22 protein-coding genes and 3 pseudogenes are annotated in these 23,553 nt (G+C 41.9%); 15 read left to right on the top strand and 10 right to left on the bottom strand.

Annotated elements, in window-relative coordinates; all coding sequences use genetic code 11:
- The first annotated feature begins 2 nt into the window (after window positions 1-2).
- From I3B46_RS16505 to I3B46_RS16470, 8 genes and pseudogenes are all read left to right on the top strand, one after another.
- Window positions 3-668, top strand: coding sequence for a glycoside hydrolase family 19 protein (locus tag I3B46_RS16505; protein ID WP_004917699.1), 666 nt, complete (start codon window positions 3-5; stop codon window positions 666-668).
- Window positions 665-1,027 (top strand): DUF4087 domain-containing protein, encoded by a 363-nt coding sequence (locus tag I3B46_RS16500; RefSeq protein WP_104873336.1) that lies wholly within the window; start codon window positions 665-667, stop codon window positions 1,025-1,027. Before I3B46_RS16505 ends, I3B46_RS16500 begins: the two co-directional genes overlap by 4 nt.
- Before the next feature lie 60 nt (window positions 1,028-1,087).
- The gene (locus I3B46_RS16495; RefSeq protein ID WP_004917703.1) at window positions 1,088-1,531 is read left to right on the top strand and encodes a hypothetical protein; all 444 of its coding nucleotides are present in this window, start codon (window positions 1,088-1,090) and stop codon (window positions 1,529-1,531) included.
- Between the two features lie 563 nt (window positions 1,532-2,094).
- Window positions 2,095-2,357 (top strand): annotated as a pseudogene (locus I3B46_RS16490) (PAAR domain-containing protein).
- Window position 2,358: 1 nt separating this feature from the next.
- Window positions 2,359-2,514 carry a hypothetical protein gene (locus I3B46_RS16485; protein WP_004917708.1) on the top strand — a complete coding sequence of 52 codons (156 nt, stop codon included), beginning with the start codon at window positions 2,359-2,361 and terminating at the stop codon, window positions 2,512-2,514.
- A 123-nt stretch (window positions 2,515-2,637) separates the two neighbouring features.
- Window positions 2,638-3,150 (top strand): DUF3304 domain-containing protein, encoded by a 513-nt coding sequence (locus I3B46_RS16480; RefSeq protein ID WP_076914345.1) that lies wholly within the window; start codon window positions 2,638-2,640, stop codon window positions 3,148-3,150.
- The gene (locus I3B46_RS16475; RefSeq protein ID WP_076914346.1) at window positions 3,143-3,523 is read left to right on the top strand and encodes a DUF2235 domain-containing protein; all 381 of its coding nucleotides are present in this window, start codon (window positions 3,143-3,145) and stop codon (window positions 3,521-3,523) included. The genes I3B46_RS16480 and I3B46_RS16475 overlap by 8 nt, the downstream gene beginning before the upstream one ends.
- 43 nt (window positions 3,524-3,566) lie before the next feature.
- Window positions 3,567-5,060, top strand: coding sequence for a DUF2235 domain-containing protein (locus tag I3B46_RS16470; RefSeq protein WP_231405871.1), 1,494 nt, complete (start codon window positions 3,567-3,569; stop codon window positions 5,058-5,060).
- 770 nt (window positions 5,061-5,830) lie between these two features.
- Here the strand turns inward: I3B46_RS16470 and I3B46_RS16465 are convergent.
- Both I3B46_RS16465 and I3B46_RS16460 read right to left on the bottom strand, forming a co-directional pair.
- A pseudogene (locus I3B46_RS16465) lies at window positions 5,831-6,466 on the bottom strand (IS3 family transposase); the annotation flags it as partial.
- 122 nt (window positions 6,467-6,588) lie between these two features.
- Window positions 6,589-6,804: pseudogene (locus I3B46_RS16460) on the bottom strand (transposase domain-containing protein); the annotation flags it as partial.
- Between the two features lie 218 nt (window positions 6,805-7,022).
- On the opposite strand from I3B46_RS16460, the gene I3B46_RS16455 reads away from it, so the two are divergent.
- Window positions 7,023-7,838, top strand: coding sequence for a sulfite exporter TauE/SafE family protein (locus tag I3B46_RS16455; protein WP_104873337.1), 816 nt, complete (start codon window positions 7,023-7,025; stop codon window positions 7,836-7,838).
- Window positions 7,839-7,987: 149 nt separating this feature from the next.
- Complete coding sequence (glnS, locus tag I3B46_RS16450) at window positions 7,988-9,655, top strand: glutamine--tRNA ligase (protein WP_014657755.1); 1,668 nt, start codon at window positions 7,988-7,990, stop codon at window positions 9,653-9,655.
- 139 nt (window positions 9,656-9,794) lie between these two features.
- Here glnS and I3B46_RS16445 read toward each other — a convergent pair whose 3' ends face one another.
- The 7 genes from I3B46_RS16445 to kdpF all read right to left on the bottom strand — a co-directional run bounded on the left by I3B46_RS16445 (window position 9,795) and on the right by kdpF (window position 18,134).
- Window positions 9,795-10,190, bottom strand: coding sequence for a DUF5329 family protein (locus I3B46_RS16445; RefSeq protein WP_223854703.1), 396 nt, complete (start codon window positions 10,188-10,190; stop codon window positions 9,795-9,797).
- An 84-nt stretch (window positions 10,191-10,274) separates the two neighbouring features.
- The gene (gene kdpE, locus I3B46_RS16440) at window positions 10,275-10,958 is read right to left on the bottom strand and encodes a two-component system response regulator KdpE (protein WP_061064308.1); all 684 of its coding nucleotides are present in this window, start codon (window positions 10,956-10,958) and stop codon (window positions 10,275-10,277) included.
- Window positions 10,930-13,650 carry a two-component system sensor histidine kinase KdpD gene (gene kdpD, locus I3B46_RS16435; RefSeq protein ID WP_036943513.1) on the bottom strand — a complete coding sequence of 907 codons (2,721 nt, stop codon included), beginning with the start codon at window positions 13,648-13,650 and terminating at the stop codon, window positions 10,930-10,932. The genes kdpE and kdpD overlap by 29 nt, the downstream gene beginning before the upstream one ends.
- Before the next feature lie 8 nt (window positions 13,651-13,658).
- Window positions 13,659-14,252 (bottom strand): potassium-transporting ATPase subunit KdpC, encoded by a 594-nt coding sequence (gene kdpC, locus I3B46_RS16430; protein ID WP_014657757.1) that lies wholly within the window; start codon window positions 14,250-14,252, stop codon window positions 13,659-13,661.
- A gap of 10 nt (window positions 14,253-14,262) precedes the next feature.
- On the bottom strand, window positions 14,263-16,326 hold the full coding sequence (gene kdpB, locus I3B46_RS16425; protein WP_004917733.1) for a potassium-transporting ATPase subunit KdpB: 2,064 nt from the start codon (window positions 16,324-16,326) through the stop codon (window positions 14,263-14,265).
- A gap of 13 nt (window positions 16,327-16,339) precedes the next feature.
- On the bottom strand, window positions 16,340-18,043 hold the full coding sequence (kdpA, locus tag I3B46_RS16420) for a potassium-transporting ATPase subunit KdpA (protein ID WP_004917735.1): 1,704 nt from the start codon (window positions 18,041-18,043) through the stop codon (window positions 16,340-16,342).
- A 1-nt stretch (window position 18,044) separates the two neighbouring features.
- Window positions 18,045-18,134, bottom strand: coding sequence for a K(+)-transporting ATPase subunit F (gene kdpF / locus I3B46_RS22760; protein ID WP_071243399.1), 90 nt, complete (start codon window positions 18,132-18,134; stop codon window positions 18,045-18,047).
- Between the two features lie 410 nt (window positions 18,135-18,544).
- On the opposite strand from kdpF, the gene I3B46_RS16410 reads away from it, so the two are divergent.
- The 5 genes from I3B46_RS16410 (at window position 18,545) to I3B46_RS16390 (ending at window position 22,334) form a co-directional block, all read left to right on the top strand.
- Window positions 18,545-18,751 (top strand): YbfA family protein, encoded by a 207-nt coding sequence (locus I3B46_RS16410; RefSeq protein ID WP_014657758.1) that lies wholly within the window; start codon window positions 18,545-18,547, stop codon window positions 18,749-18,751.
- 380 nt (window positions 18,752-19,131) lie between these two features.
- Window positions 19,132-19,428, top strand: a complete 297-nt coding sequence (tnpA, locus tag I3B46_RS22530; RefSeq protein ID WP_094961085.1) for an IS66 family insertion sequence element accessory protein TnpA — start codon at window positions 19,132-19,134, stop codon at window positions 19,426-19,428.
- Window positions 19,425-19,769, top strand: coding sequence for an IS66 family insertion sequence element accessory protein TnpB (gene tnpB / locus I3B46_RS16400; protein WP_034167512.1), 345 nt, complete (start codon window positions 19,425-19,427; stop codon window positions 19,767-19,769). Before tnpA ends, tnpB begins: the two co-directional genes overlap by 4 nt.
- Before the next feature lie 84 nt (window positions 19,770-19,853).
- The gene (gene tnpC, locus I3B46_RS16395) at window positions 19,854-21,377 is read left to right on the top strand and encodes an IS66 family transposase (protein ID WP_163762158.1); all 1,524 of its coding nucleotides are present in this window, start codon (window positions 19,854-19,856) and stop codon (window positions 21,375-21,377) included.
- 213 nt (window positions 21,378-21,590) lie between these two features.
- Window positions 21,591-22,334: a type 2 GTP cyclohydrolase I gene (locus I3B46_RS16390; protein ID WP_004917742.1), complete on the top strand. Its 744-nt coding sequence runs from the start codon at window positions 21,591-21,593 to the stop codon at window positions 22,332-22,334.
- 67 nt (window positions 22,335-22,401) lie between these two features.
- On the opposite strand, the gene I3B46_RS16385 is transcribed toward I3B46_RS16390, so the two are convergent.
- Window positions 22,402-23,529, bottom strand: a complete 1,128-nt coding sequence (locus tag I3B46_RS16385) for a multidrug effflux MFS transporter (RefSeq protein ID WP_014657759.1) — start codon at window positions 23,527-23,529, stop codon at window positions 22,402-22,404.
- Window positions 23,530-23,553: the final 24 nt, after the last annotated feature.

Below are 23,553 nucleotides of genomic sequence, written 5' to 3'. Positions count from 1 at the left end.
ACATGCTGAGTGAAGAGGCTCCCTTATGGCGTTCTTACAGCGAAGAGTTTCTCGATAGTATGGTTTGGATGCAGGATGTGACTAACGAAAAAATTGGTCCTGAAGTGTGGCATATGCATCCGCTGGTGTTTTTGGATTCATTCCATAGTAAAAAGTATGATTTTTCAACTAAAGAAGGCACGATCCATGCAATTATTAGTGAGTGTAAAAATCAGGGAATTTCTTTAAACACACAAATAGCATACATTTTAGCAACTGTAAAAAGAGAGACGGGGGATGCATTTCAGCCTGTACGAGAAGGAAATTACGGAGGAAGAACGGTTAGTGATGAATATAGAAAGAAAAAATTCAGGTATTACCCATATTATGGTAGAGGTTATGTACAGATAACATGGAAATACAATTATGAGAAATACTCACAAAAACTAAATGTCGACATGGTTAATGAACCAGATTTAGCATTAAATCCAGAGTATTCATTGTTTATTTTAATTGATGGTTTTAAATATGGTGAATTTACAGGTAAGAAAATAACCGATTATATTAATGAGTCTAAAACTGATTTTTATAATGCAAGAAAGTGTATCAATGGATTAGATCAAGCAGATCAAATAAAAGGCTTTGCAGAGGATTACTTGGAAAAACTAAATAATGGCTTATTAGCATGAAAAAAAATTATTTTATATGTCTCCTTCTATTTATACAATTTTCTGTACATGGGCAAGAAATTCTTTGTGGCTGGTTAGATAATCCTACACCAGGAAATCTTTGGCTTATCGATCGTGATGCTGAGTGGAGTATATCTCAGCAAGGAGGGCGTGAATCGGAAGGAATTGAAAAAATTATTGATAATTCTATTGACCCTTCAGAAATAATTTACACTAACGGTAACTATGGTGTCAGGTGTGCCTGTTTATCTGTAGAGGTTGATAATAAATCAAAAACAATTATAAAGATATACTCTTTTGATCTGCTTAAAATCAAACAATGCCGTGATGATAAAAAAATACAACATTTTATCAATTAAACTTAATGGTGATTATGCTTTGATATTACTGACTTAGTAGAAAACTAAGTGATAATAGTCATGAAATTTAAAAAAATGTTTCTTATGATGTTGCTGCCTTTAAGTGCTTTCTCAAATAATAAAATATTCTTTCAATGTGCAACTGAAAATGGCTCAATTAACTTGGCGTTAGTTGGTGAAAATTTAAAGTTAACAATGAAAAATAACGATTCTATTTTTATTGAGCAGTCTTCTAAATTATTGGAGAGTAAGGGCTTCTCATATAATTATTATTCTAGGTATAATACTGAGTATTACAGGGTTACTTACTCAAATAACAATATGGGTTACGCAATATATAAAAATTACGAAGATGGCCAATATAATAGCGGGTTACAAGTGACAGACTTGAGTGTTAATAAAGAATATAATTTTGATTGCAATAAAATAAAGGTCGATAAATTAGATGAATTATTCAACATTCTTGATTGTGATAAAGAAAGCGCGTTAGGCTGTATGCATTAACTCATTTATTTTGAAGGGGAACGATAAATCGAATTATTATAACCAGAGAACTAACATGAACAATGTAATTGCGCTACCATTAAAATTTTTACTAATAAAATTTATCCAAATCCTTTTTATATTAAATTTCCACTACAAGCATTTGCCAGTAATCATAATGTTGAAACAAAGCAACTTCAATCAAAGAGTGCAACATTTTCATCCTATTGCCGACAGTTAGACGAAGGAAAGGAATATGACGGTACTTTAGAATATACCTATTATTTTCCTAGCCAAACCCTATCACAAGCTTATAACACATTAATAAGCCTCGATGATTATCGACATGCTAGACTTAAAAATAAATTGCCCACTAAAAATCTAAGCTATCTAAATCGAGAGTAAAACGAAAGGCGATGAAACCTTTGATTATCAATGGATGACTGATAAGAGAGTTAAAATAGTTGCGGAAAAAGAGATGGAGTCATCAACCTATTTATTTGAAGAAATGAAGATACAAACGCACTTATTACTTATTGAAGAAACGGGCTATTAACCAGCTGAAATCTTAAAGGACTAAAACCATGCAACAAATTATTCGTAAAGGCGATAAAACCACCCACGGTGGCACCGTGCTGACAGGCTTTGATACCATGAAATTCGGGGGCATTGGGGTGGCACGTAAAGGCGATCAGGTTTCTTGCCCAAAAAAAGACACGGTCCGACCACCATCATTGAAGGTAATCCTAACTACCTCGATAACGGTATCCCTGTCGCTTTTCAGGGGCATAAATGCGGTTGTGGCTGTACCTTAATCAGCTCCTTTTCGCCCGCCAAGGTAGGCTGACATGCCTGTTTGGCTCAATACGATTCCGCCTGCTGCCGCAAAAGTGCCACGTCCCAATACGCGTCGCTGGTTAGTGGTGTTATTGATTATCTTGTTTATGGGGTTTGCGCTGACTTTATGGTTTTGGACAAAAGACAGAACGGGGTTTATTTTTTGATGGAGCTGGGCGAGTAAGGGTTTTCACTGAATGAAAAAGCAAATATTTATTATTTAGCTCAATATGAAATTATTGATTTAACTAACAAGCATATTGCAATAAAATTAAATATAGGAGAAAAACATGACATGGATTCAACAAAATCACGAAAGGCTACTGAGGTTCAAGTTGTATTTATTTGTATTTTTAATTGGGCTATCTGTTTTGTTTGCATCAAAGTCAAGTGCAAATGATGCATTAGATAATAAAGAGGTCGCTTTAGTTACTCATAATTGGCAAAACAGGCCCATTTCATGGTTTAGTTTAAATAACATTATGGGGGGGAATGCACCCGCTTATAAATACAATCCCTATGCCTATGGTTCAGGTGCAATGACATGCTGCGGAATAATAAAAGGAAAAATAGCTGTAATAAAGTGGCGATTAGGTGTCAAAGGTTCACAATATGACGCAGGAATGCGTTCTGAAAATTATCAAATTAAGGTACCATTACCTGAGCGTAAAGAAGGGGACGATACATTACATGTTCATTTTTTACCAGAAAATACAATTAAACTAGAATGGAATAATAAAAACTCATCTTCATATAACCCTTTTAGCTCAAGTAAAGAAATTGAGGGTACACATAATGAATAATGATAAACGAGCTAGTACTGATTCGATCATTGCAGCAACAAACAAAGCAAAGCAAGCACAAGAATGTAAATTAGGTAATTGCTCACGTACTTTACACATAGGCTTGTTTTTTGATGGAGTTGGTCGAAATAAAGACTTAGATGAACCCAATGGCAAATTAAGTAATATTGCTAAATTATTTTATGCGTATAAAAATGCAGAAGAAATTACAGTGAATAATGATTATTGGAAATTTTACATATCAGGCCTTGGTACACCTTATAATGAAGTGAATAACAGTGAGCGAAATTATATTAATACAAATCTTAATGATGAATTTCAAAGTAATATTCAAGACTCGATAAGAGATACGAGCTTAGAGGCGGGGGTTTGATTACGCGATAGGAAAAGATGGCTTTAAAAAAATTGAAGAATTAGTGTCTCCGAAAGGTCAGGTTAAAATGTTTGCCGAGGCCGGATTTGATGCTGCTGCGAAAATAGGTATTGAAGCAACACCATTTTTAAGAGATAACGAATTTATTGCCTATAATTTTGTAACAGGGGTAGAAACGCGAATTAATGACTTAAAAGAGCGATTTTCCCGAGCGTGTAATGAAGCTCAAAAAGGAGAAATTCCCATTAATTTGATCTCAGTTTCTGTGTTTGGCTTTGATATGGGAGCGACACTAGCCCGATACTTTATCGGTGTGTTAGTTAACCAACTTTGCCAAAAAAATTATGATACGGGTCTCTATTTTTACGGGGGCGTTCACGGTGGTGCTTGGGTTGACATTCCTTTTGTGGGACTATTCGATTGCTCTCGTGACACGCCTGAAAGTGAGGATAACGGATTAGATTATGGATTAAATATACTAACACTTCCGGCAAAAAGTAATAAGGTAACGGAAGTTGCTATTGACTCATTAATTACTATGGTTGCAGGGCGTAAATATATTGACCATATGACACCGCTGCCTACAATAGTTAAAAAGTCTTTACATTTGATAGCTGCCCATGAAAAACGCAAATGGCGTTGTCTCTATTTAACGGGCAGAAGTGGGGAACATCATCAGGAAGAGCTATTACCCGGTTGCAGTGAGGATATCGGCGGGGGATTAAGAAATAATGAACAAAAGCCCAATGAAGAACTCGCTAAAGTCGCCTTAAATAAAATGCATTTAGCCGCATTTCATACTGGAGTTCCATTTCCTGAACTCGATGCATTGCGCGAAATGGATTTTGATACGTGGCTCTATTTCCAATATGAACAAAAGGTGGAAGGCAAAAATGCAACAGAATGGGTAGATTATTATCAATCAGGCATTCCATTAAAAAAATTGACATTTACGGCCTTGAATGCTCACCTCGACAGTTATTTTGCGTGGTTAGACCAGAAGCATTATGAATATAAAAATGAGCTACGAAAATTAGAGGAGCAAGAGAAAGCCGAATTATTATCCGCAGGTTCACATCAAGGTGGTTTTAATATTTCAGCTAAGTCTAGACAAGCTGCGTTCGGTGCTTCTGAAAAAATGGCGTTATTGAAGAAAGATTGGGGGTGGTTATCTGAAGTAGCAAAAATGGCATGGCAAGTCAAAACACGAAAGCTTAGCCCTGTTCCACCTGAAATTTTTGATAAAATATACTGGCCCGCTAAACGTCGGGCACAATACTATATCGACTGTGGCACGGCGGGATATGATAATATGCCATTTCCGATATCATATGTTCCTGTTTCAAATGAGCTCTATAGTTGGTTTGTCCACGATATACAGCGCGCAGAGGGAATAAATTATCACTATTTTTATATTCGTTTAATGGAACCACTCTCTGGGGATTTTCCGCCAGATGAACCTGAAGTAAATACGCCTCCAGAGCCACCACTGTATGTTGGTAATGATTTTATATTCACTGGGTGGCCTAAATTTTAAAATTTCACACTCAATCAATATTATAAGGAAGTTATGACTGAAGGAAAAATAGGTACCGCATTTTTATATACTAAAAGAAAGTCACTTTCATTTTTTTTGTTATTATATTTTAACTGCAATTTTATTGACATTATCAATTAAGGTGGTTAATTCTTTATTTGTAAGCGCTAATTATCGATACACTCATGAGGCCCTATCAAAAAGTATTGACTTGGATTTGGGGTTTTCTATTTCATTTGCCTATGGTTTGGTTATTCTGATCATTTATGGTCTCGCTTATTGTACTTTTTCATTACTGGAAATCCAGCGATTGCGCAGTATTGGCTATCGGTATCCTATCGCTATCTGTTTCATTATGTTCTTACTGAATAGAGTATCTAATTACTTTTATACACTAGTTGGATTAAATTGGATCTCGATTGTTATCGGTGTTATTTCATTCATTTATTTTATTGTATTGATTTTTCTTTCAGAAAAGGAAATGTATATAAACCAGAAAACCAATGTAACGAAGCCATAGTGTGAATAGTGTGAGTCTGAATCTAAAACCATTGAGGATTTTGGACTCACATAAAAACATTTAGAAGTATTCAAATTATTGTGAATTCTCAATTTTTTTAAATATCACAGTCAAATTTATTTCCTTTTAATGAATTAAGCGTATTCGCTACATTTGCCTGAATAAAATATTGTCCTGATATTCCGAGGTTACGCTTTACGCCAATTCCTTCTTGATAAATATATCCCAACCGTGAATAAGCTTGTGAAGTGACTTGCTTGGCATACGCAACAGGCGGCATATCGTTCAGTGAACTATGTGGGCGAACATGGTTGTAGTGTTCACGCCATAGCTCGATTTCGTATCTGGCTTCGTCTAAGGTTCTGAACCCATGCGGGTTCAGACATTTATTTCTGAATTTACCATTCAGGCTTTCCACAAAGGCGTTTTGCGTGGGGTTTTCTGGCTGGATAAAGCCCAATGTTATACCGGTTTCCTTGCTCCAAAAAAACATCGCTTTGCTGGTAAATTCGGTCCCATTATCGCAGGTAACCTTGTTGGGTTTGCCTCGTTCTTCCATCAATTGGTCCAAGGATCTGGCGACCTGCCTGCCACTGATGGCCACAGAGACTAATTGACCGACCATTTCCCGCGAATAATCATCCACGACATTCAGTACCCGAAAGCACCGACCATTGCTGAGTTGGTCTGAAACAAAGGCTATAGACCAACGTTAATTGGGAGCCGTTGGTACTTCCATGGGCTGCTTTGACTGGGTTAGCTTCTTGCGCTTCTTCGTCCTGACCTGCAAGCCTTCCTCGATGTAGAGGCGATATGTACGTTTACGGTTCTGGACTCGGCCTTCACCTCTGAGCAAACCATGCAGCATCAGATACCCATAGCGGGGATCTGGTATCCGCCATAATGTGCCATCGACAGCCATCAAGGTTAATCCGTTCCAGTGTGATAATGGCAGTTTATCAAGCCAGAGCTGGCTTGTTTTTTCAAATACTTTGCGAACGGCATCTTCCCCTAACCGTTGCCGAGCCTGAACAACGGCACTTGGTGCAACGTAAGGTCGGTTGCTCGGTAAAACAATATCGAGATGAAAAACGAGTTGAGCCATGGAAAGAGAACGAAAAAGAGACATTCGTCAATGAGTTCAGCGGAAAGGAGGTCAGAAAGGGCTGTAAATTCTTTTGGCGAGAAAGCCAGAACAGTCTCGAAAGCTTGGCTAAGTAACATAAAAAATCTGTAATCTTCGGATGATTACGTATTTTTGCAGAACTGTAGGATCATTCAATCCATTATTTAGTTCTTAACTGATCAACATTAAGGCGTAAGCCTCCCTTTTTTATTCCCTTAAATTTGGCGAAATTTCAAAACACATTGTCCGTTATGCGTAAGTTAATCACGGCTCTTCACAATAAGATAACAACGTTATCTTGAATGGAGATGTATTGGTGACTCTACTACTTTGTCTTTTTGGTTTTATTTCTGGGATCACGACGGCACTTTTTGGTTTCGGTGGGGGCTTTATTACGGTTCCTCTACTCTATGCACTCATTACCTTGGTGTGGGGGCCAGAGAGCGAAGCAAGTGCAGTTGCGATGCAAATTGCCGTCGCAACTTCAACCTGCGTGATGATTTTCTCTGCCTCACTATCAAGTAGGGCGCATTATCGGAAAGGTCATTTAAATTGGAGCATTATTCGCCCGTTTATTATTCCTATCTCTTTAGGCGGTATTTTGGGGGCTTTTATTGCGCTCTCTGTTGATAGTGAATGGATCCGTTGGCTCTTTATTGGCTATCTTGTTATTACGATTTTAGATTGCCTGATAAGACCCGGATTTATGAAAACACACACTGAGGGCATAACGCCTTCAGGCGGCGATGTTTTTGCTGATATACCTATTGGTTTAGTCATAGGGGCGGTTGCTGCATTTCTCGGTGTGGGGGGGAGTGTGATGACGGTGCCACTAATGCGACGTCGTGGGGCGACGATGATCCAAGCTGCTGCGTTTGCAAACCCACTAACATTACCGATGGCGATAACAGGAACGTTGACCTACTTTTATTTTGCGTTAACGGAACATGTTCAATTAGGTGCTGGCTTTATTGGGATGGTTTATATCAAGGGGGCATTAATTCTGATTGTGACATCATGGCTAGGAATTCGTTTTGCCAGTTTATTGATGCCATACTTGAGCGATAAGCGCCATGCTCAAAGTTATCCACTGCTCCTTCTTATTGTGTTAAGTGTTATGCTATTAACCTAATATATTGCTTTAATATCATTGTTTCAGGTGCGAAATACAAGGCAATATGTGTTTAATCAATACATAGTTGATCAAACGGTTGTTTCTTGACAGATTATGGTAGAATATATTTTGCTATTACGCGCTTTTGGCATTGAGGAATGATGACAATGAATGAGGCAGAGACTCGCCCAACAAATTTTATCCGTCAGATCATTGATGAAGATCTGGCGAGCGGGAAACACACTTCGGTGCATACACGTTTCCCACCTGAACCGAATGGCTATTTACACATTGGTCATGCAAAATCAATTTGCCTGAATTTTGGTATAGCGCAGGATTATCAGGGTCAGTGTAACTTACGTTTTGACGACACCAACCCAGTCAAAGAAGATGTTGAATATGTCAACTCGATTCAAGAAGACGTTCAGTGGCTAGGTTTCCAATGGAGCGGTAAGGTTCACTACTCTTCTGATTATTTCGATATTCTATATCAATACGCTATTGAGCTTATCAACAAAGGCTTAGCGTATGTGGATGAACTGAGCCCAGAGCAAATTCGTGAATATCGTGGCACTCTAAAAGAGCCGGGTAAAAATAGCCCTTATCGTGACCGTAGTATTGAAGAGAACTTAGCGCTATTTGAAAAAATGCGTGCGGGTGGCTTTGAAGAAGGTAAAGCTTGCTTACGTGCAAAAATCGATATGGCATCACCTTTTATCGTTATGCGTGATCCCGTTTTGTATCGTATTAAATTTGCAGAGCACCATCAGTCAGGTAATAAATGGTGTATTTACCCAATGTATGACTTCACGCATTGTATTTCCGATGCATTAGAAGGCATTACACATTCACTGTGTACATTGGAATTCCAAGACAACCGCCGTTTATATGATTGGGTGCTTGATAACATCACGATTGACTGCCATCCACGTCAATATGAGTTTTCACGCTTAAACCTTGAATATACGGTCATGTCTAAGCGTAAGTTGAACCAATTAGTGACAGATAAATTAGTTGATGGTTGGGATGACCCGCGTATGCCGACAATTTCGGGTTTGCGTCGCCGTGGTTACACCGCTGCATCTATTCGCGAATTCTGTCAGCGTATTGGCGTGACTAAGCAAGACAATAACGTGGAAATGGCGTCGCTGGAATCATGTATTCGTGATGATCTTAACGAAAACGCGCCGCGTGCGATGGCGGTGATCGATCCTGTACGCCTAGTCATTGAAAATATGCCAGAAGGCGAAGAGATCTTGACCGCACCTAACCATCCAAATAAACCTGAGATGGGAACTCGTGAAGTGCCGTTTAGCAACGAGTTGTATATTGATCGCGCAGATTTTCGCGAAGAGGCTAACCGTCAATACAAACGTTTAGTGTTAGGTAAAGAAGTTCGCCTACGTAATGCTTATATTATTAAAGCAGAGCGCGTGGAAAAAGATGCAGAAGGGAACATCACAACGATTTACTGCACCTATGATCCACAAACCCTAAATAAAGACCCTGCCGATGGTCGTAAGGTGAAAGGCGTTATTCATTGGGTTAGCGCAGCGCACGCACTACCTGCTGAAATTCGTTTATATGACCGTTTATTCACCGTACCAAACCCAGCGGCGGAAGAAGATTTCTTATCGGTCATTAACCCAGAATCATTGGTTATTCGACACGGGTTTGTTGAGCCGAGCTTGCGTGAAGCTGCAACAGATAAGCCATATCAGTTTGAACGAGAAGGCTATTTCTGTGCAGATAACCGTTTAAGCAGCGCAGATAAACTGGTGTTTAACCGTACGGTAGGCTTGCGCGATACTTGGGCGAAGATAGAGAAACAATAATTACCCCCTTGTGTGTGTCGAGTCTATAGGGTTTTCCTATGGCTCGATGCGAGAACACGTTAGGTATAATAAAAAAGCTTCAGGGCTATATTCAGCCACTGAAGCTTTTTTTATGGGAGAATAGCCGATATCACCAAGACTAAGGCTTTTGGGTATCCACTTTTTCTTTTAGTAATTGATGTAAATATTGATTCGCGGAAGTGACTTTCCCTTCGCTGTCTTTGACCTGATACTCTTCACCTGTGATAGAGGATTTGGACGCGACGTTATCAATAAATTGTTCAGTGGTGCTCAAGCGTTTGTGTGTTTTGCTTAACTTTAAGCGTAGATGAGACTCCGCATCGGTTGCACTGTGCTCAGAGCCATTACGGGTAAAGGTTAAATTCTGCTGTTTACCTAGTTCAGTTAACAGTGCTTCTGTGCGCGTGCGTTCTTCAGGGCTTAGTGCCAGTGCTTGTGTGGCCACAAACAGACCTAATAATAAAACGAAAACAGTAGAAAAACGGCGAACTAGATAAGTCATGTTTGATTGCAAAATTTGCTCTCCTTAATTTGATATAAGGAAGATTATAGCGAGTCACTTTACAGCAGCTAGAGGAAATAATCTGAGAATAAGAGGTTATGGCATAAATCGGTAGCCAATCCCCGTTTCCGTTAATAAATGAATAGGGCGAGCGGGATCATTTTCCAGTTTTTGGCGTAAATGCCCCATATAAATACGTAAGTAATGATTATGTTCAACATAATTAGGCCCCCAAACTTGTAACAATAGGTGGCGTTGCGTTAGAACTTTGCCACTGTTTGCTACGAGTTCACTGAGCAAGCGAAACTCAATAGGGGTGAGATGTAACTCTTCATTTTGTTTGGTGACGAGACGATTGATAAAATCAATTGTGACATCACCAAATTGGAATATTGCGTTTTCTTGAGTGACTTTACCGAAGCGACGTAAAGCGACTCTGACCCTTGCAAGTAATTCGCTAACACCAAAAGGTTTAGTCAGGTAATCATCTGCTCCGGCATCTAATGCCGCGACTTTCTGTGACTCCTCCTCGCGAGCGGAGAGAACGATGATCGGGATATTACTCCATTGGCGCAGATCACGGATCAGATCTAAGCCATCACCATCCGGTAAGCCAAGATCCAGTATTAACAGATCAGGTTGGCGAGTTCCCGCTTCAATTAACCCCCGATGGCGGTTTTCCGCCTCAAAAACTTTCCAGCCTTCCCCCTCCAAAGCTAATCGGACAAAGCGACGGATCTCTTTTTCATCTTCAATGATCAGTATTTGATGGGGATTCACAATAATTATCTAGCTCTTCAATATCTGGAAGTTGTTTAAAAGGTAGAACAAAGTGGAAGCTAGCTCCACCTTTTTTATTATTTTCGGCCCAAATGTTGCCATCATGCAATTGAATAATGGCTCGACAAATTGCTAACCCAAGGCCTACACCGGGAATAGCCGACTCTTTTTGGGCGCGAGAAAATTTATCGAAAATGATTTTTTCCTGCCCATCAGGGATAGCGTTGCTCGCATCCCAAACTTCAATATGTACTTGATTATCCTCTATTTGAGCACAAATTCCCATCGGGGTATCTTTATCACTGTATTTAGTCGCATTCTCCAGTAAGTTAATTAATACGCGCTCGATTAAATTGCCATCGCAATAGAGCAATAAGTTGGCAGGAATATCAATAGATAGAGGGTGGCTATGCAAGGTGTAATCAAGGGTTCTAACCGCACTGCCTGTGATCTCTTGCAGTGATTGCCACTCAAAATTAGGTTGAATACTGCCGGATTGCAGCCGTGCCATATCTAATAAATTGTTGACTAAACGTGAGGTGCTCAGTATCTGCTGGCGCATTTGATTCACTTGCTCAGTATAAGGAGAATTTTCAGCGCTCAGATTCAAGGTCAAAATTTCCGCCTGGCCAAACAGCACCGTCAAGGGGGTTTTAAGATCATGAGATAATGCGGCTAATAACGAATTTCGTAACTGCTCACGCTCAATATCTAATTTTGCACTTTCCGCTTGCTTTGACAATTGCAAACGCGCTAAAGCGCTAGCAATCAGCCCTGTAAAAGTTTGCAACATGCGCTGCTGTTCAGGGATCAGCAACTGACGGAGATTGTTGGGTTCAATGGCGAGTACAGCCAGTGTTTGATCGGCGGTTGTAATGGGTTGTAATTGATAAGGTACACTTGGGAGGGTATCTGTCCCCGCACCAGCAGGTTGCCGCTTCTCGAAACTCCATTTAGCAATAGCCTGATCAATTTGCATAGGGCTATGACCTTCACATAACAAAGGGGAGAGCTGATTGTTTTCATCTGGTAACAATAAACAGGTTTTTGCTTGAAAGGCATTATTGATAAAGTGATAGCCAGTTTTACCAATATCTTGCTCTGTGAGTGCTCGGCTTAATTCTTTTGTCATTTCATATAGATGACGAGTTCGTTGCTCACGGTAGCGCGCGATCCTCGCTTGATATCGCATACCCGCAGTTAGATTCCCGACCACGACACCGACAATTAGCATGACGGTAAAGGTGACCAAGTACTGCATATCCATAATGGCGAGTGAAAAATGGGGTTGTACAAAAAAGAGGTCAAAGCTAATTACATTGATTAGCGCAGCAAAGATGGATGGGCGACGTCCATAAAAAAGCGCGACTAATACAACACCCAGTAAATACAGCGTAACAAGGTTGGCTTTATCGAGGGCCAGCAAAAAAGTACGTGAAAACAGGGTAATCACCGTACAGATAGCGATAGCCACTAAAAACCCATTAACATCACTCCGCCATTTTTCAGAAAAAGGCTTACGTTCAGGCTCCTTAACCCAATCATTTCTCTCTTCGAGTGCAACAATAACTAAATCAAGATCTGGGCCTAATGCGCCTAAACGTTCAGCAAAGTTTGTATGAGTACCAAAGTCTAGCCAGCGGCGACGCTTCGTGCGCCGACCTACCAATATTTTGCCTAGATTGTGTTCGCGCGCATAGCGTAAAACCGCTTTTTCTTCGTAAGGATCGGATAACGTTGCTGTCTCGGCTCCCAAGTCCTGAGCCAAGCGGAGCGCTTTAAGGATAGCCCTACGGTGCCCTTCAGGAAGGCGATGTAACTTTGGTGTTTCGACATAAATGGCGTGCCAAACAGAGCCTAGTTTTGCCGCTAACCTTGCCGCCGCTCGCACCAGTTTTTCGTTGCCATTATGGTGACCAATACATAACAGTAAACCATCTCGAGTATGCCAAACAGGAACGTGCCCTTTACCATCGCGAAACTCTCGCATTTGGTCATCGACTCGGTCGGCAGTACGGCGTAAAGCCAACTCTCTAAGGGCTATCAAATTACCTTTACGGAAAAAATGTTCGATCGCACGCTCGGCTTGTGCGGGGATATAGACCTTACCTTCTTTTAGGCGCTGGCGGAGATCGTCTGGGGGAAGGTCGACTAAAACGATTTCATCGGCGGCATCGAATATGTGATCGGGAACCGTTTCACGTACGTGGATCCCTGTAATGCTACCCACAATATCATTCAAACTTTCAATATGTTGCACATTGATAGTCGTTAAAACATCAATACCCGCATCAAGAAGCTCTTCAACGTCTTGCCACCGTTTCGGATGGCGGCTACCTGCTGGGTTACTAAATGCCAACTCATCCATCAAAATGATAGCAGGGTGCCTTGCAATAGCAGCATCAATATCAAAAGCACTCATACGACGGCCTCGATGGTTTAAGCGGCGCGGCGGTAACTGAGATAAACCATCAAGGAGCGCGGCGGTTTCTTCCCTTTCATGGGTTTCGACGACCCCCACTAAGACATCTAGGCCTTGCGCCCGCAGGCGCTGTGCCTCCTGTAGCATCGCATAAGTTTTTCCGACGCCTGCACAGGCGCCGAAAAATATTTTGAGTTTGCCACGACCACTTTCATTGGCTTTTGCCAGCAATTCATCTGGATTTGGACGTACAGGATCTTGATTGTCCATAACTAACCTCAGTAAGTAGGGAGATTGGCCTGCTGCTTAAACTCATCCAATGCCACGTTCAGTTGCAACACGTTCACAACGGGTTCCCCCATAAAGGCAAGGAGTGGCTTTTCTGTTTGTGCCGCTATCAATGATTCTACTGCTTTTAGTGGGATCTGTCTGTTCTTTGCGATACGCGGTGCTTGATAGAGTGCTGCCGCAACAGAAATTTGTGGATCTAAGCCACTGGCAGAGGCGGTGAGTAGATCGACAGGGATAGCTTGTCCCGCATCTGGATTTTGCATCCTCAACTGTTGACTACGCTGTGCGAAATCTTCGTTTAAAAGTGGGTTACTTATTGCAAGATTACTCCCACTTGAGGCTAACGCATTGTAAGGATAATCAGCCGTCGCTGAAGGTCGGCCGAAAAAATAGCGGTCAGATTGGTAATTTTGACCAATCAAAGTAGATCCAATAACACGCTCTTCTTGCTGGATGAGCGAACCTTGGGCTTGCCAAGGAAATAGAACATTCGCGAGCCCAGTAACCAATAGAGGATAAGCGACACCCGTTATAATCGCCAATAAAATTAATACCACAATGGATGAACGGATCGTGTTCATAATTGATTCCTTATAAACCAAAGAGGCTAATGACCATGTCAATAAGTTTGATGCCAACAAAAGGAACGATCAGACCGCCAAGGCCGTAAATACCAAGGTTGCGTTGTAATAACGATTGTGAGCTCATAGGGCGATAATTGACCCCTTTTAATGCCAATGGGATCAGAAACACAATGATCAAGGCATTAAAGATCACCGCCGATAATAATGCGGAAGCTGGTGAATGGAGCTGCATGACGTTGAGGGCATTAAGTTGTGGCCAAGTTACCGCAAAGGCGGCTGGAATAATGGCAAAATATTTGGCTATGTCGTTTGCAATACTAAATGTGGTGAGCGAGCCCCGAGTCATCAACATCTGTTTGCCTATGTGCACCACTTCAATCAGTTTGGTTGGGTTTGAATCTAAATCCACCATGTTACCCGCTTCTTTCGCGGCCTGTGTACCAGAGTTCATGGCAACGGCGACATCGGCTTGGGCAAGGGCAGGGGCATCATTGGTGCCGTCGCCTGTCATGGCAACCAAACGGCCTTCCGATTGATATTGTCGAATTAATGCTAATTTGGCTTCTGGCGTCGCTTCTGCTAAGAAATCATCAACACCCGCTTCTGCAGCGATAGCGGCTGCCGTTAGGTGGTTATCCCCAGTGATCATTACCGTTTTGATCCCCATGCTACGCATTTGAGCAAAACGCTCTTTGATGCCACCTTTTACAATATCTTTTAAGGCGACGACACCAAGAACAGTTTGGTTATCTACGACGACCAATGGAGTTCCCCCTTGATGAGCAACTTGTTCGACTAACTTGTCTGCTTCGAGTGGGAATTTGCCATGATTAGCTTCAACATAACGGCGAATGGCATCGGCTGAACCTTTGCGGATCATCCTGTCACCAACATTGACGCCGCTCATACGGGTCATTGCCGAAAAAGGAACAAAAGTGGCATTTAAGGCGTGAATATCTCTTTCACGTAAATTAAATTTTTGTTTCGCGAGTACTACAATGCTGCGACCTTCAGGTGTTTCATCGGCTAACGATGAGAGTTGAGCTGCGTCAGCTAATTGTTGTTCAGTGACACCTGATAACGGTAAAAAGGCAGAGGCTTGGCGATTACCTAATGTGATTGTGCCTGTTTTATCCAGTAATAGCACATCAACATCCCCAGCAGCTTCAACCGCACGTCCGCTGGTGGCGATGACATTCGCACCTAGCATGCGGCTCATCCCTGCAACACCAATAGAGGAGAGTAATCCACCAATGGTGGTTGGGATCAAACAAATTAATAGCGCAATCAGCACTAAAATAGAAACTGCATTGCCAGCACCTGCATATTCTGCTGCAAAGAGAGTAAAAGGATACAGGGTTGCGCAGGCGAGCAAGAAAATAATGGTAAGCGCGGTCAATAGAATAGTCAGTGCGATTTCATTAGGTGTTTTGCGACGTTGCGCTCCCTCAACCATTGAGATCATTCGGTCAAGAAAAGTTTCACCGGGATTAACGGTACACTCAACGATCAGCCAGTCTGACAATACACGGGTGCCCCCCGTCACTGAGGAGAAATCCCCACCAGATTCACGGATCACGGGTGCTGATTCCCCCGTAATTGCACTTTCATCGACGGAGGCACCGCCTTCAAGCACTTCACCGTCACAAGGGATGGTTTCACCCGCACGGATCAAAACGATATCACCTTTGCGTAGCTGGTCTGAATTGACGGTTTCTTGCGGGGCATCCAAGCTAGGGTTAGCAAGACGTACCGCACTGCTGAGTTTCTTAACCCCTTTGAGACTAGCCGCTTGTGCTTTGCTGCGCCCTTCTGCGAGCGCTTCAGCAAAATTAGCAAATAAGACAGTAAACCATAACCATAAGGTTATCATGCCACTAAACCAAGCATCCCCAGTACTATAATGGGTGAGCATCGCTAGCCATAACAGCGTGGTAATAAGACTACCGATATAGACCACAAACATGACGGGGTTTCGCCATTGAGCTTGCGGTGTACATTTTTTTATCGCATCAATAATCGATTGACGAACGAGTTTACGGTCAAAAAGCTGAGTTTTTTTACTGTTCATTTTATTTCCCTCATTATGCTGCTAACCCAATTTGCAAATGTTCTGCTATCGGACCCAGCGCAAGTGCGGGCACGAAAGTTAGAGCACCGATGAGTAAAATGGTTAAAATTAATAAGCCAATAAAAACAGGCCCATACGTCGGTAAACTGGCGGTACTTGCCATTTGAGGTTTTTTCATTGCTAATGAACCCGCGATAGCAAGAACAGGGAAGATGACACCAAAGCGGCCTAAGAACATGGTGATTGCCAGTGCAACATTGTAGAACGGTGTGTTTGCACTAAGCCCTGCAAAAGCACTTCCGTTGTTGTTGGCAGCAGAAGAGAAAGCGTATAGCACTTCACTAAAACCATGAGCACCAGGGTTAAAAATGGCAGCGCGGCCCACATCTGTCATTAAAGCGAGTGTAGTACCGCAAAGTACTAATGTCGGTGTAACTAAAATAGCAATAGCCACCATTTTCATTTCTCTCACTTCAATTTTTTTACCCAAATATTCGGGAGTACGGCCAATCATTAAACCGGCAATAAATACGGCAAGTAAAACAAAGAGCAACATGCCATACAGACCGGAGCCGACGCCCCCAAATACCACTTCACCAATCTGCATTAGCCACATTGGCACCATACCGCCTAACGCAGTAAAAGAGTCATGCATGGCATTGACGGCACCGCATGACGCTGCGGTAGTCACAACGGCGTATAATGCTGAGCCAAGGATCCCAAATCGGCTCTCTTTTCCTTCCATATTGATTGAGCTATTTGCCGCAAAATCAGCTAAAAAAGGGTTGCCAACATACTCGGCATAAATCACCGTTGTAGCCGCGATGACAAAAATAATCGCCATGACCCATAACAGGGCATTTCCTTGTTTGTTATCTCCCACGGAGCGACCAAAGGCAAAACATAAGGCTGTTGGGATCAAAAAGATCGCTAACATCTGTACGAAGTTAGTCAACGCCGTTGGATTCTCAAAGGGATGAGAAGAGTTTGCGGCGAAAAATCCGCCTCCATTTGTGCCCAAGAGTTTTATCGCTTCTTGAGATGCCACAGGCCCCATTGGAATGAGTTGAGCTGAACTATCTAGATTATTGCTTAAGACATAAGGCGAGAAATTCTGGATCACACCTTGGCTAACAAAAAAGAGCGCAAAAATAACTGCTAACGGTAAGAGTAAATAGAGCGTAATACGCGTGAGATCCACCCAAGCATTACCCAGCGTCTTACTGCTGTGGCGTGCAAAAGCACGGATCAGAGCGAACACGACTGCGATGCCTGTTGCTGCGGATAAGAAGTTTTGTACGGTTAATCCAGCCATTTGGCTCAGGTAACTTAAGCTGCTTTCACCACTGTAAGATTGCCAGTTGGTATTGGTTACAAAACTAATTGCAGTATTAAAAGCGAGATCCCAATTCATCCCTTGAAATTTTTGTGGGTTAAGAGGGAGGTTGCCTTGAAATAGCAGCAGAATAAAAAGTAACGCAAAGCCCAATGCGTTAAACAGCAAAATGGCGAATGCGTAACGTGACCAATTCATCTCTGCCATTTCTCGACCTGGCTGTTTTAGCCCACTGAAACGCCAAATGATCGTCTCAGTTTTGGCGATAAAGTGTGGCATATCGCCTTCTATTAATCGGGCAATAAATAGTCCGAGTGGTTTCGCGAGTACAAATAGCACCAGTAAAAAACTGGCAATAAGTAGTAATGCACTTGTGGCCATCTTAGAAATCCTCCGCGTTAAGCAGGGCATAAATGAGATAAACCAGCAGTAAAACAACGAAAACTGCCCCAATAATGGAAAGTAATGACACAGTCGTTTCTCCTTATTATTTCCATAGGAGTAGGGTAAGGATTACGTTGTAAAGAAGCTGATAAAAAGTCAGTTAGGGGTGTAAAAAAAGTATAAAAATCGCGATAAAAAGCGGCAGTGTGACGCTTTGTTAATCGATGTTGTTGATTTATTGTGATCGTTTTGTTGTTTTTATTCATTTTGCTGTTAATTATTGTAATAAACCTACATTTTTTCTCAAAATTGACGATTTTTTTATCTTTTAAGTGGTCAGATCAGTAGTAAAATTACCAATAGAAGAGTATTATTAAGGCAGTTAATTTATCTTTCATACTATCTGTACGATTTTGGTCACTCTTGAATGGGTACTATGTGTAAGTTAGGGGCAAACTAAAATCGGCAAATAATGTGGCTACTGACAGGAGGATATCGATGTCCGCATATCACGAATATTCCCGGAATCAGGTGCTTTTACGCCGCACAGCAGCGTTAACCGCTGGCATACTTGCATTTCCGGTTATGGTTTTTCATCCACAACGCGCAAAGTTTTATAGCTACCTTTATAAAGTGTGGGCTAAAACAAGTGATAAGCCCGTTTGGCTTGAGCGCTCAGAAATGACCATGAATACTCATCGCTAATTGGCGATCCCGCTCCCCGCAACACTAGGTTGTGGGGGGAATATTAATTTCAAATGCTAGATTATTTAACCTGATCTATCTCCACCATTCCCTCTTTTTCTATGCCGATGAGGCGCTCATTAGCGCATAACTTTTCCTTTTTCATGGACCAAAGTATAATGCCGATTATGAAGCGACGGCGCGCCTTTAAATTTCAATTAAGACTCAATAGTCAGTAATGGCATGACATAGCGCACTTTGCAGGGCTTGTTGCTTTTTTCAACCACGCCTTAGCGTTCCAAAATGAAAACCATGAGGCAGGAAAAACGTAAGCGGTTAATGAACCACACATACTAAACAAACTCGTCATTTGCCATAGTAGCTTTTTCATTGGAGGGACTATGGAACAACAAAGTAAACGAGAATACTGGACTGCAATTCTAGAGCAGCAACGACAAAGTAATTTAGGCATTAAGCAGTTTTGCTCGGAGCAAAACATAAGCTATCAGACTTTTCACTATTGGTCGAAAAAGCTCACGCAATCCGAGCCTGAAACCAGGGTTCAACCTATCGTGGTGACAGAGCCTACCGTGAGCACAAGTTGTGTTGTGTTAATTCTCAATAATGGCATTCGAGCAGAACTGCCGGCAACGCTTAGCTCGCAACAAATTAAGACTTGGTTTGAAGCGCTACAATGATACCAACAGGTAAGGTTTTCCTCATCTCTGGAGTCACGGACATGCGTAAGTCCATTGATGGACTATCGTTGATTGTCGCGGAGACTCTTGAGATGGATCCGTTTAGTGAGTCTTGGTTCATTTTCTGCAATCGTACCCGAGATAAATTGAAAATCTTGTTTTGGGATACTAATGGCTTCTGGCTGTACTATCGTCGCTTAGAAAAAGGGACCTTCAAGTGGCCAAGACCCAGTGAGGACGGAGCCATTCATATTACTAAGCAACAACTGGGTTGGCTTCTTTCGGGGTTAACGCTCGAACATGCCAAAGCTCATCGTCCACTTCATAATCTAGAAGTGTGACCGCTGATACTGATCGTCACGTTGGGCTTGAACGATCCTTTTTTGCTGTCATACTTAAGTCATTGAGATGACCAGAGCCCAGACATGACCGACCTCCCTGATGATATCGACCAGCTAAAAGCTATGCTGCTTGAGCTTCACCAACAGAACGAAGCAAAAGATAAACTCCTTGCGGCAAAGCAAGAGGAGGTTGCCGAGCTCAAAACCAAAATTGAGTTGTTGATTGAACAGCTCAATTTAAGTAAGTCAAAGCGCTTCTCATCACAAAGTGAAAAAATACCCAAAGGTACCTTTAACGAAGCGGAGCAACAAAAGAGTACGGCTAAATCCGACGACGACAAGAAAAAAACAGGCCGTAAGCCTTTTCCAAAAGAGCTCGAGCGTGAAGTTCATAAACATGAACTCAATGCCCCTTATTGCGACTGCTGCGACGAGCCTTTACATCAATGTGGTGTTGAAACTTCTGAAGAGCTGAAAATCATCCCACAGAAGGTTAGTGTTATACGTCACGAGCGAACCAAGTACGCTTGCCGGCAGTGTGAAAAAACACAGACTGAAACAAAGATTATCACAGCCCCAAAACCCGCAAGTATGATCCCTAAAAGCCTAGGGAGTGCAGATGCATTCGCCGCTGTAGTCACAGCAAAATACGTTGATGCTCTGCCACTCTATCGCCAAGTGGATATTCTCAATCGCTCTGGTATAGATATTAGCCGCGCTACACTGGCCAACTGGTGCGTTCAGTTAGGAAGCAAAGTGCAAGTCATTATTGATGCAATGAAAAGTGAGTTATTGAAAGAAAAGCTCATCTGCGCGGACGAAACCACTGTTCAAGTATTACGTGAAGAAGATAAGAAAGCACAATCTAAGTCATATATGTGGGTCTATCGTAGCGGTGAGTTCGTCAATAACCCAGTGGTTATCTACGACTATCAAGCCAGCCGCAGAGCAGAGTGCGTACAAGACTTTTTAGGTAGTTACTCTGGTTACTTGCTATCGGATGGCTACAGTGCATACGACAAACTTGAGGACGTGACTCAAGCTGCTTGCATGGCGCATGTACGCAGAAAGTTCACTGATGCTCAAAAAGCTTCACCATCAAAAAAAGCGGGCAAGCCAGAAAAAGCACTGAACTTTATTAGCAAACTATACGGTATTGAAAAGAAAGCCAAAGGGCTTGACGCAAAATCTCGACACCAACTACGACAAGAAGAAGCCAAACCTATTTTAGATGAGTTCAAGCAATGGCTTGACAGTCAAAACGTTCTCCCTAAAGGATTACTTGGCAAAGCCATCACTTATACGCAAAACCAGTGGCCTAAGCTGCTTACCTACCTTGAAGACGGCGATATAAGTATCGACAACAATGTGACCGAACGAGATATAAGGCCGTTCACGACAGGTCGCAAAAATTGGATGTTCTCAACGTCGGTAGGCGGAGCAAAGGCGAGTGCAAACTTGTATAGCCTCGTGATGACTTGCCGCGCTAATGACATGAACCCTTATTATTACTTCCAACACCTGTTTACCGAGTTACCAAAACGAAGTCCGAAAGATGATGTGTCGGATCTCATGCCATGGAACGTAGAAATCAGTGAGGTTGAGTAAAGCTTTACTGGTTCATTAAGCGCTTACGGAAAAACGATATCCTGTATACAAAAATGGCTTCATGGCTGATCCTCACGACCATTATGAATATAGTAGGGATCTTACCCTTTAGGGCGGGGAGGATGTCAAAAGCTAGACACTCTAGATAGCTTGTCACAAAACCAACCATTTTTGCTAGAACAGGCAAAACCGATGCAGTAAAAGGACAATATTATGCGTAACTTAGCGTTGGAAGAACTTATTAATAATGAGCTGAAAGTCAGCGAATTCCAAGACTATGCGCCGAACGGTTTACAAGTCGAAGGGCGTTCACATGTACAAAAAATTGTAACGGGAGTCACTGCCTGCCAAGCATTACTTGATAAAGCCGTTGAAATGAATGCGGATGCTGTCATTGTTCATCATGGTTACTTTTGGAAAAATGAACCCGTTGTGATCAAAGGGATGAAAAGAAAGCGTCTAAAAACGCTCCTCGAAAACGATATTAACTTATATGGCTATCATTTGCCTTTAGACGCACATCCTCACTTAGGAAATAATACCCAGTTGGCGCATATCATGGGGGTTAAAATTGATGGTCATATTGAGCCATTAATGCCATTTGGTTACTTTGATCAGCCGATTACGCCTGCTGAATTAACTGAACGACTGGAAACGCACCTTGGGCGTAAAGCACTCCATTGTGGTGATACGGGGAAACAAGAAATTCGCCAAATTGCATGGTGCACAGGGGGGGGACAAGGCTTTATTTTGCAAGCCGCGGAATTTGGTGTAGATGCTTTTGTAACAGGGGAAGTATCTGAGCAGACGATCCACATTGCAAGAGAAATGGGGATCCATTTTTACTCAGCGGGGCATCATGCGACTGAGCGTTATGGGATCAAAGCACTTACTCAGTGGCTGGTAGATAACCACGGGCTAGATGCGGTATTCATTGATATTGATAATCCTGCTTAAGCGTTATTTAAAATAAACATGTGCAGCCCAATCAATATTGGCGCTGCACATAGACAGTGAGTTGAATTTACTGTGTGCGATAGCGAAGGGATGATAGGCTGAGAATAATGCTGCCTATTACCAAAACCCCACCTAAATGTTGGCTCCAGCCTGCCACCATCAAACCTACCGCAAGCCCTATATAATAAAATAGCCCTAAAATGGCACCCGCAGTGCCTTTATTGTCGGAATAGCGGCTAAGTGCATGAGCTAGAATATTAGGGATTGCAATACCATAGCCAATGACGACCCCTATTACAGGCGCAATAAACCACACTGAATGCATTAGGATAAAAACTAGGCAACCACTTATTAGTGAAACAAAGCTTGATAGCTTAACTAATTTTTCTGGTGACCAATTTTTACCCAATAAATGGCGATTTAACGTCGAACCAATTCCTACACCTAACGCTAATAAGATCCCAGTTAGGCCAAATTGTTGTTGAGATAGCCCTAATTGTTCAAAATGAAAGGGCGCCAGTTGGTAATAACTGAATAAATTAATGTTGAAAAATGCTATCAATATCACATTTCTGACAATTTCTTTATCCCTAATCATGGTGAATAAAGTGGTTAAAAATGGGCTGTGTATCACATTTGCTGGTCGAGTTTCTGGAAGTCGATAACAAGACCACAACAATAACCCAATAGCTAAAACCGCTAAGCCAATAAAAACGGCTTGATAACCACCACTACTGACTAATAATGAACCTGCTAACATACCCATTGCTGGGCTAATGGCTAGAGCGATCCCCATAATAGAGAATACTTTAGATAATTCATGGCCTTGATAACAATCACGCATGGCTGTTTGGGTGCCAATAGAGCCTACAGCTGCACCAAAAGCGGATAACATGCGCATAAGCAATAATAAATAAAAATGCGTTACAAATAAGGCTCCAATCGAGGCAACTCCATACAATAAAAGCCCTGCAAGTATTGTTGGACGGCGGCCTAGTGTGTCACACATTCTTCCCCAAAATACGACGCCGAATGCAAATGCAAAGAAATAGAGTGAAAGCGTCTGTGAAGCTTGTTCTGCATTAACATGGAAAGCGATAGCAATCCCCGTTAATGCTGGGCTGTATATGGTTTCAACGATTTGTGGAAACATCATTAAGGCAACAGCCAGCCATAATGAAAGAGGACGTTTCATATTAATAATCCTATATCTGTCACT

It is taken from the genome of Providencia sp. 2.29 (assembly GCF_015832305.1).
Classification (GTDB): domain Bacteria; phylum Pseudomonadota; class Gammaproteobacteria; order Enterobacterales; family Enterobacteriaceae; genus Providencia; species Providencia stuartii.
Note: the sequence above shows the minus strand (reverse complement) of the source record. Positions and strands in the feature narration are given on the sequence as shown.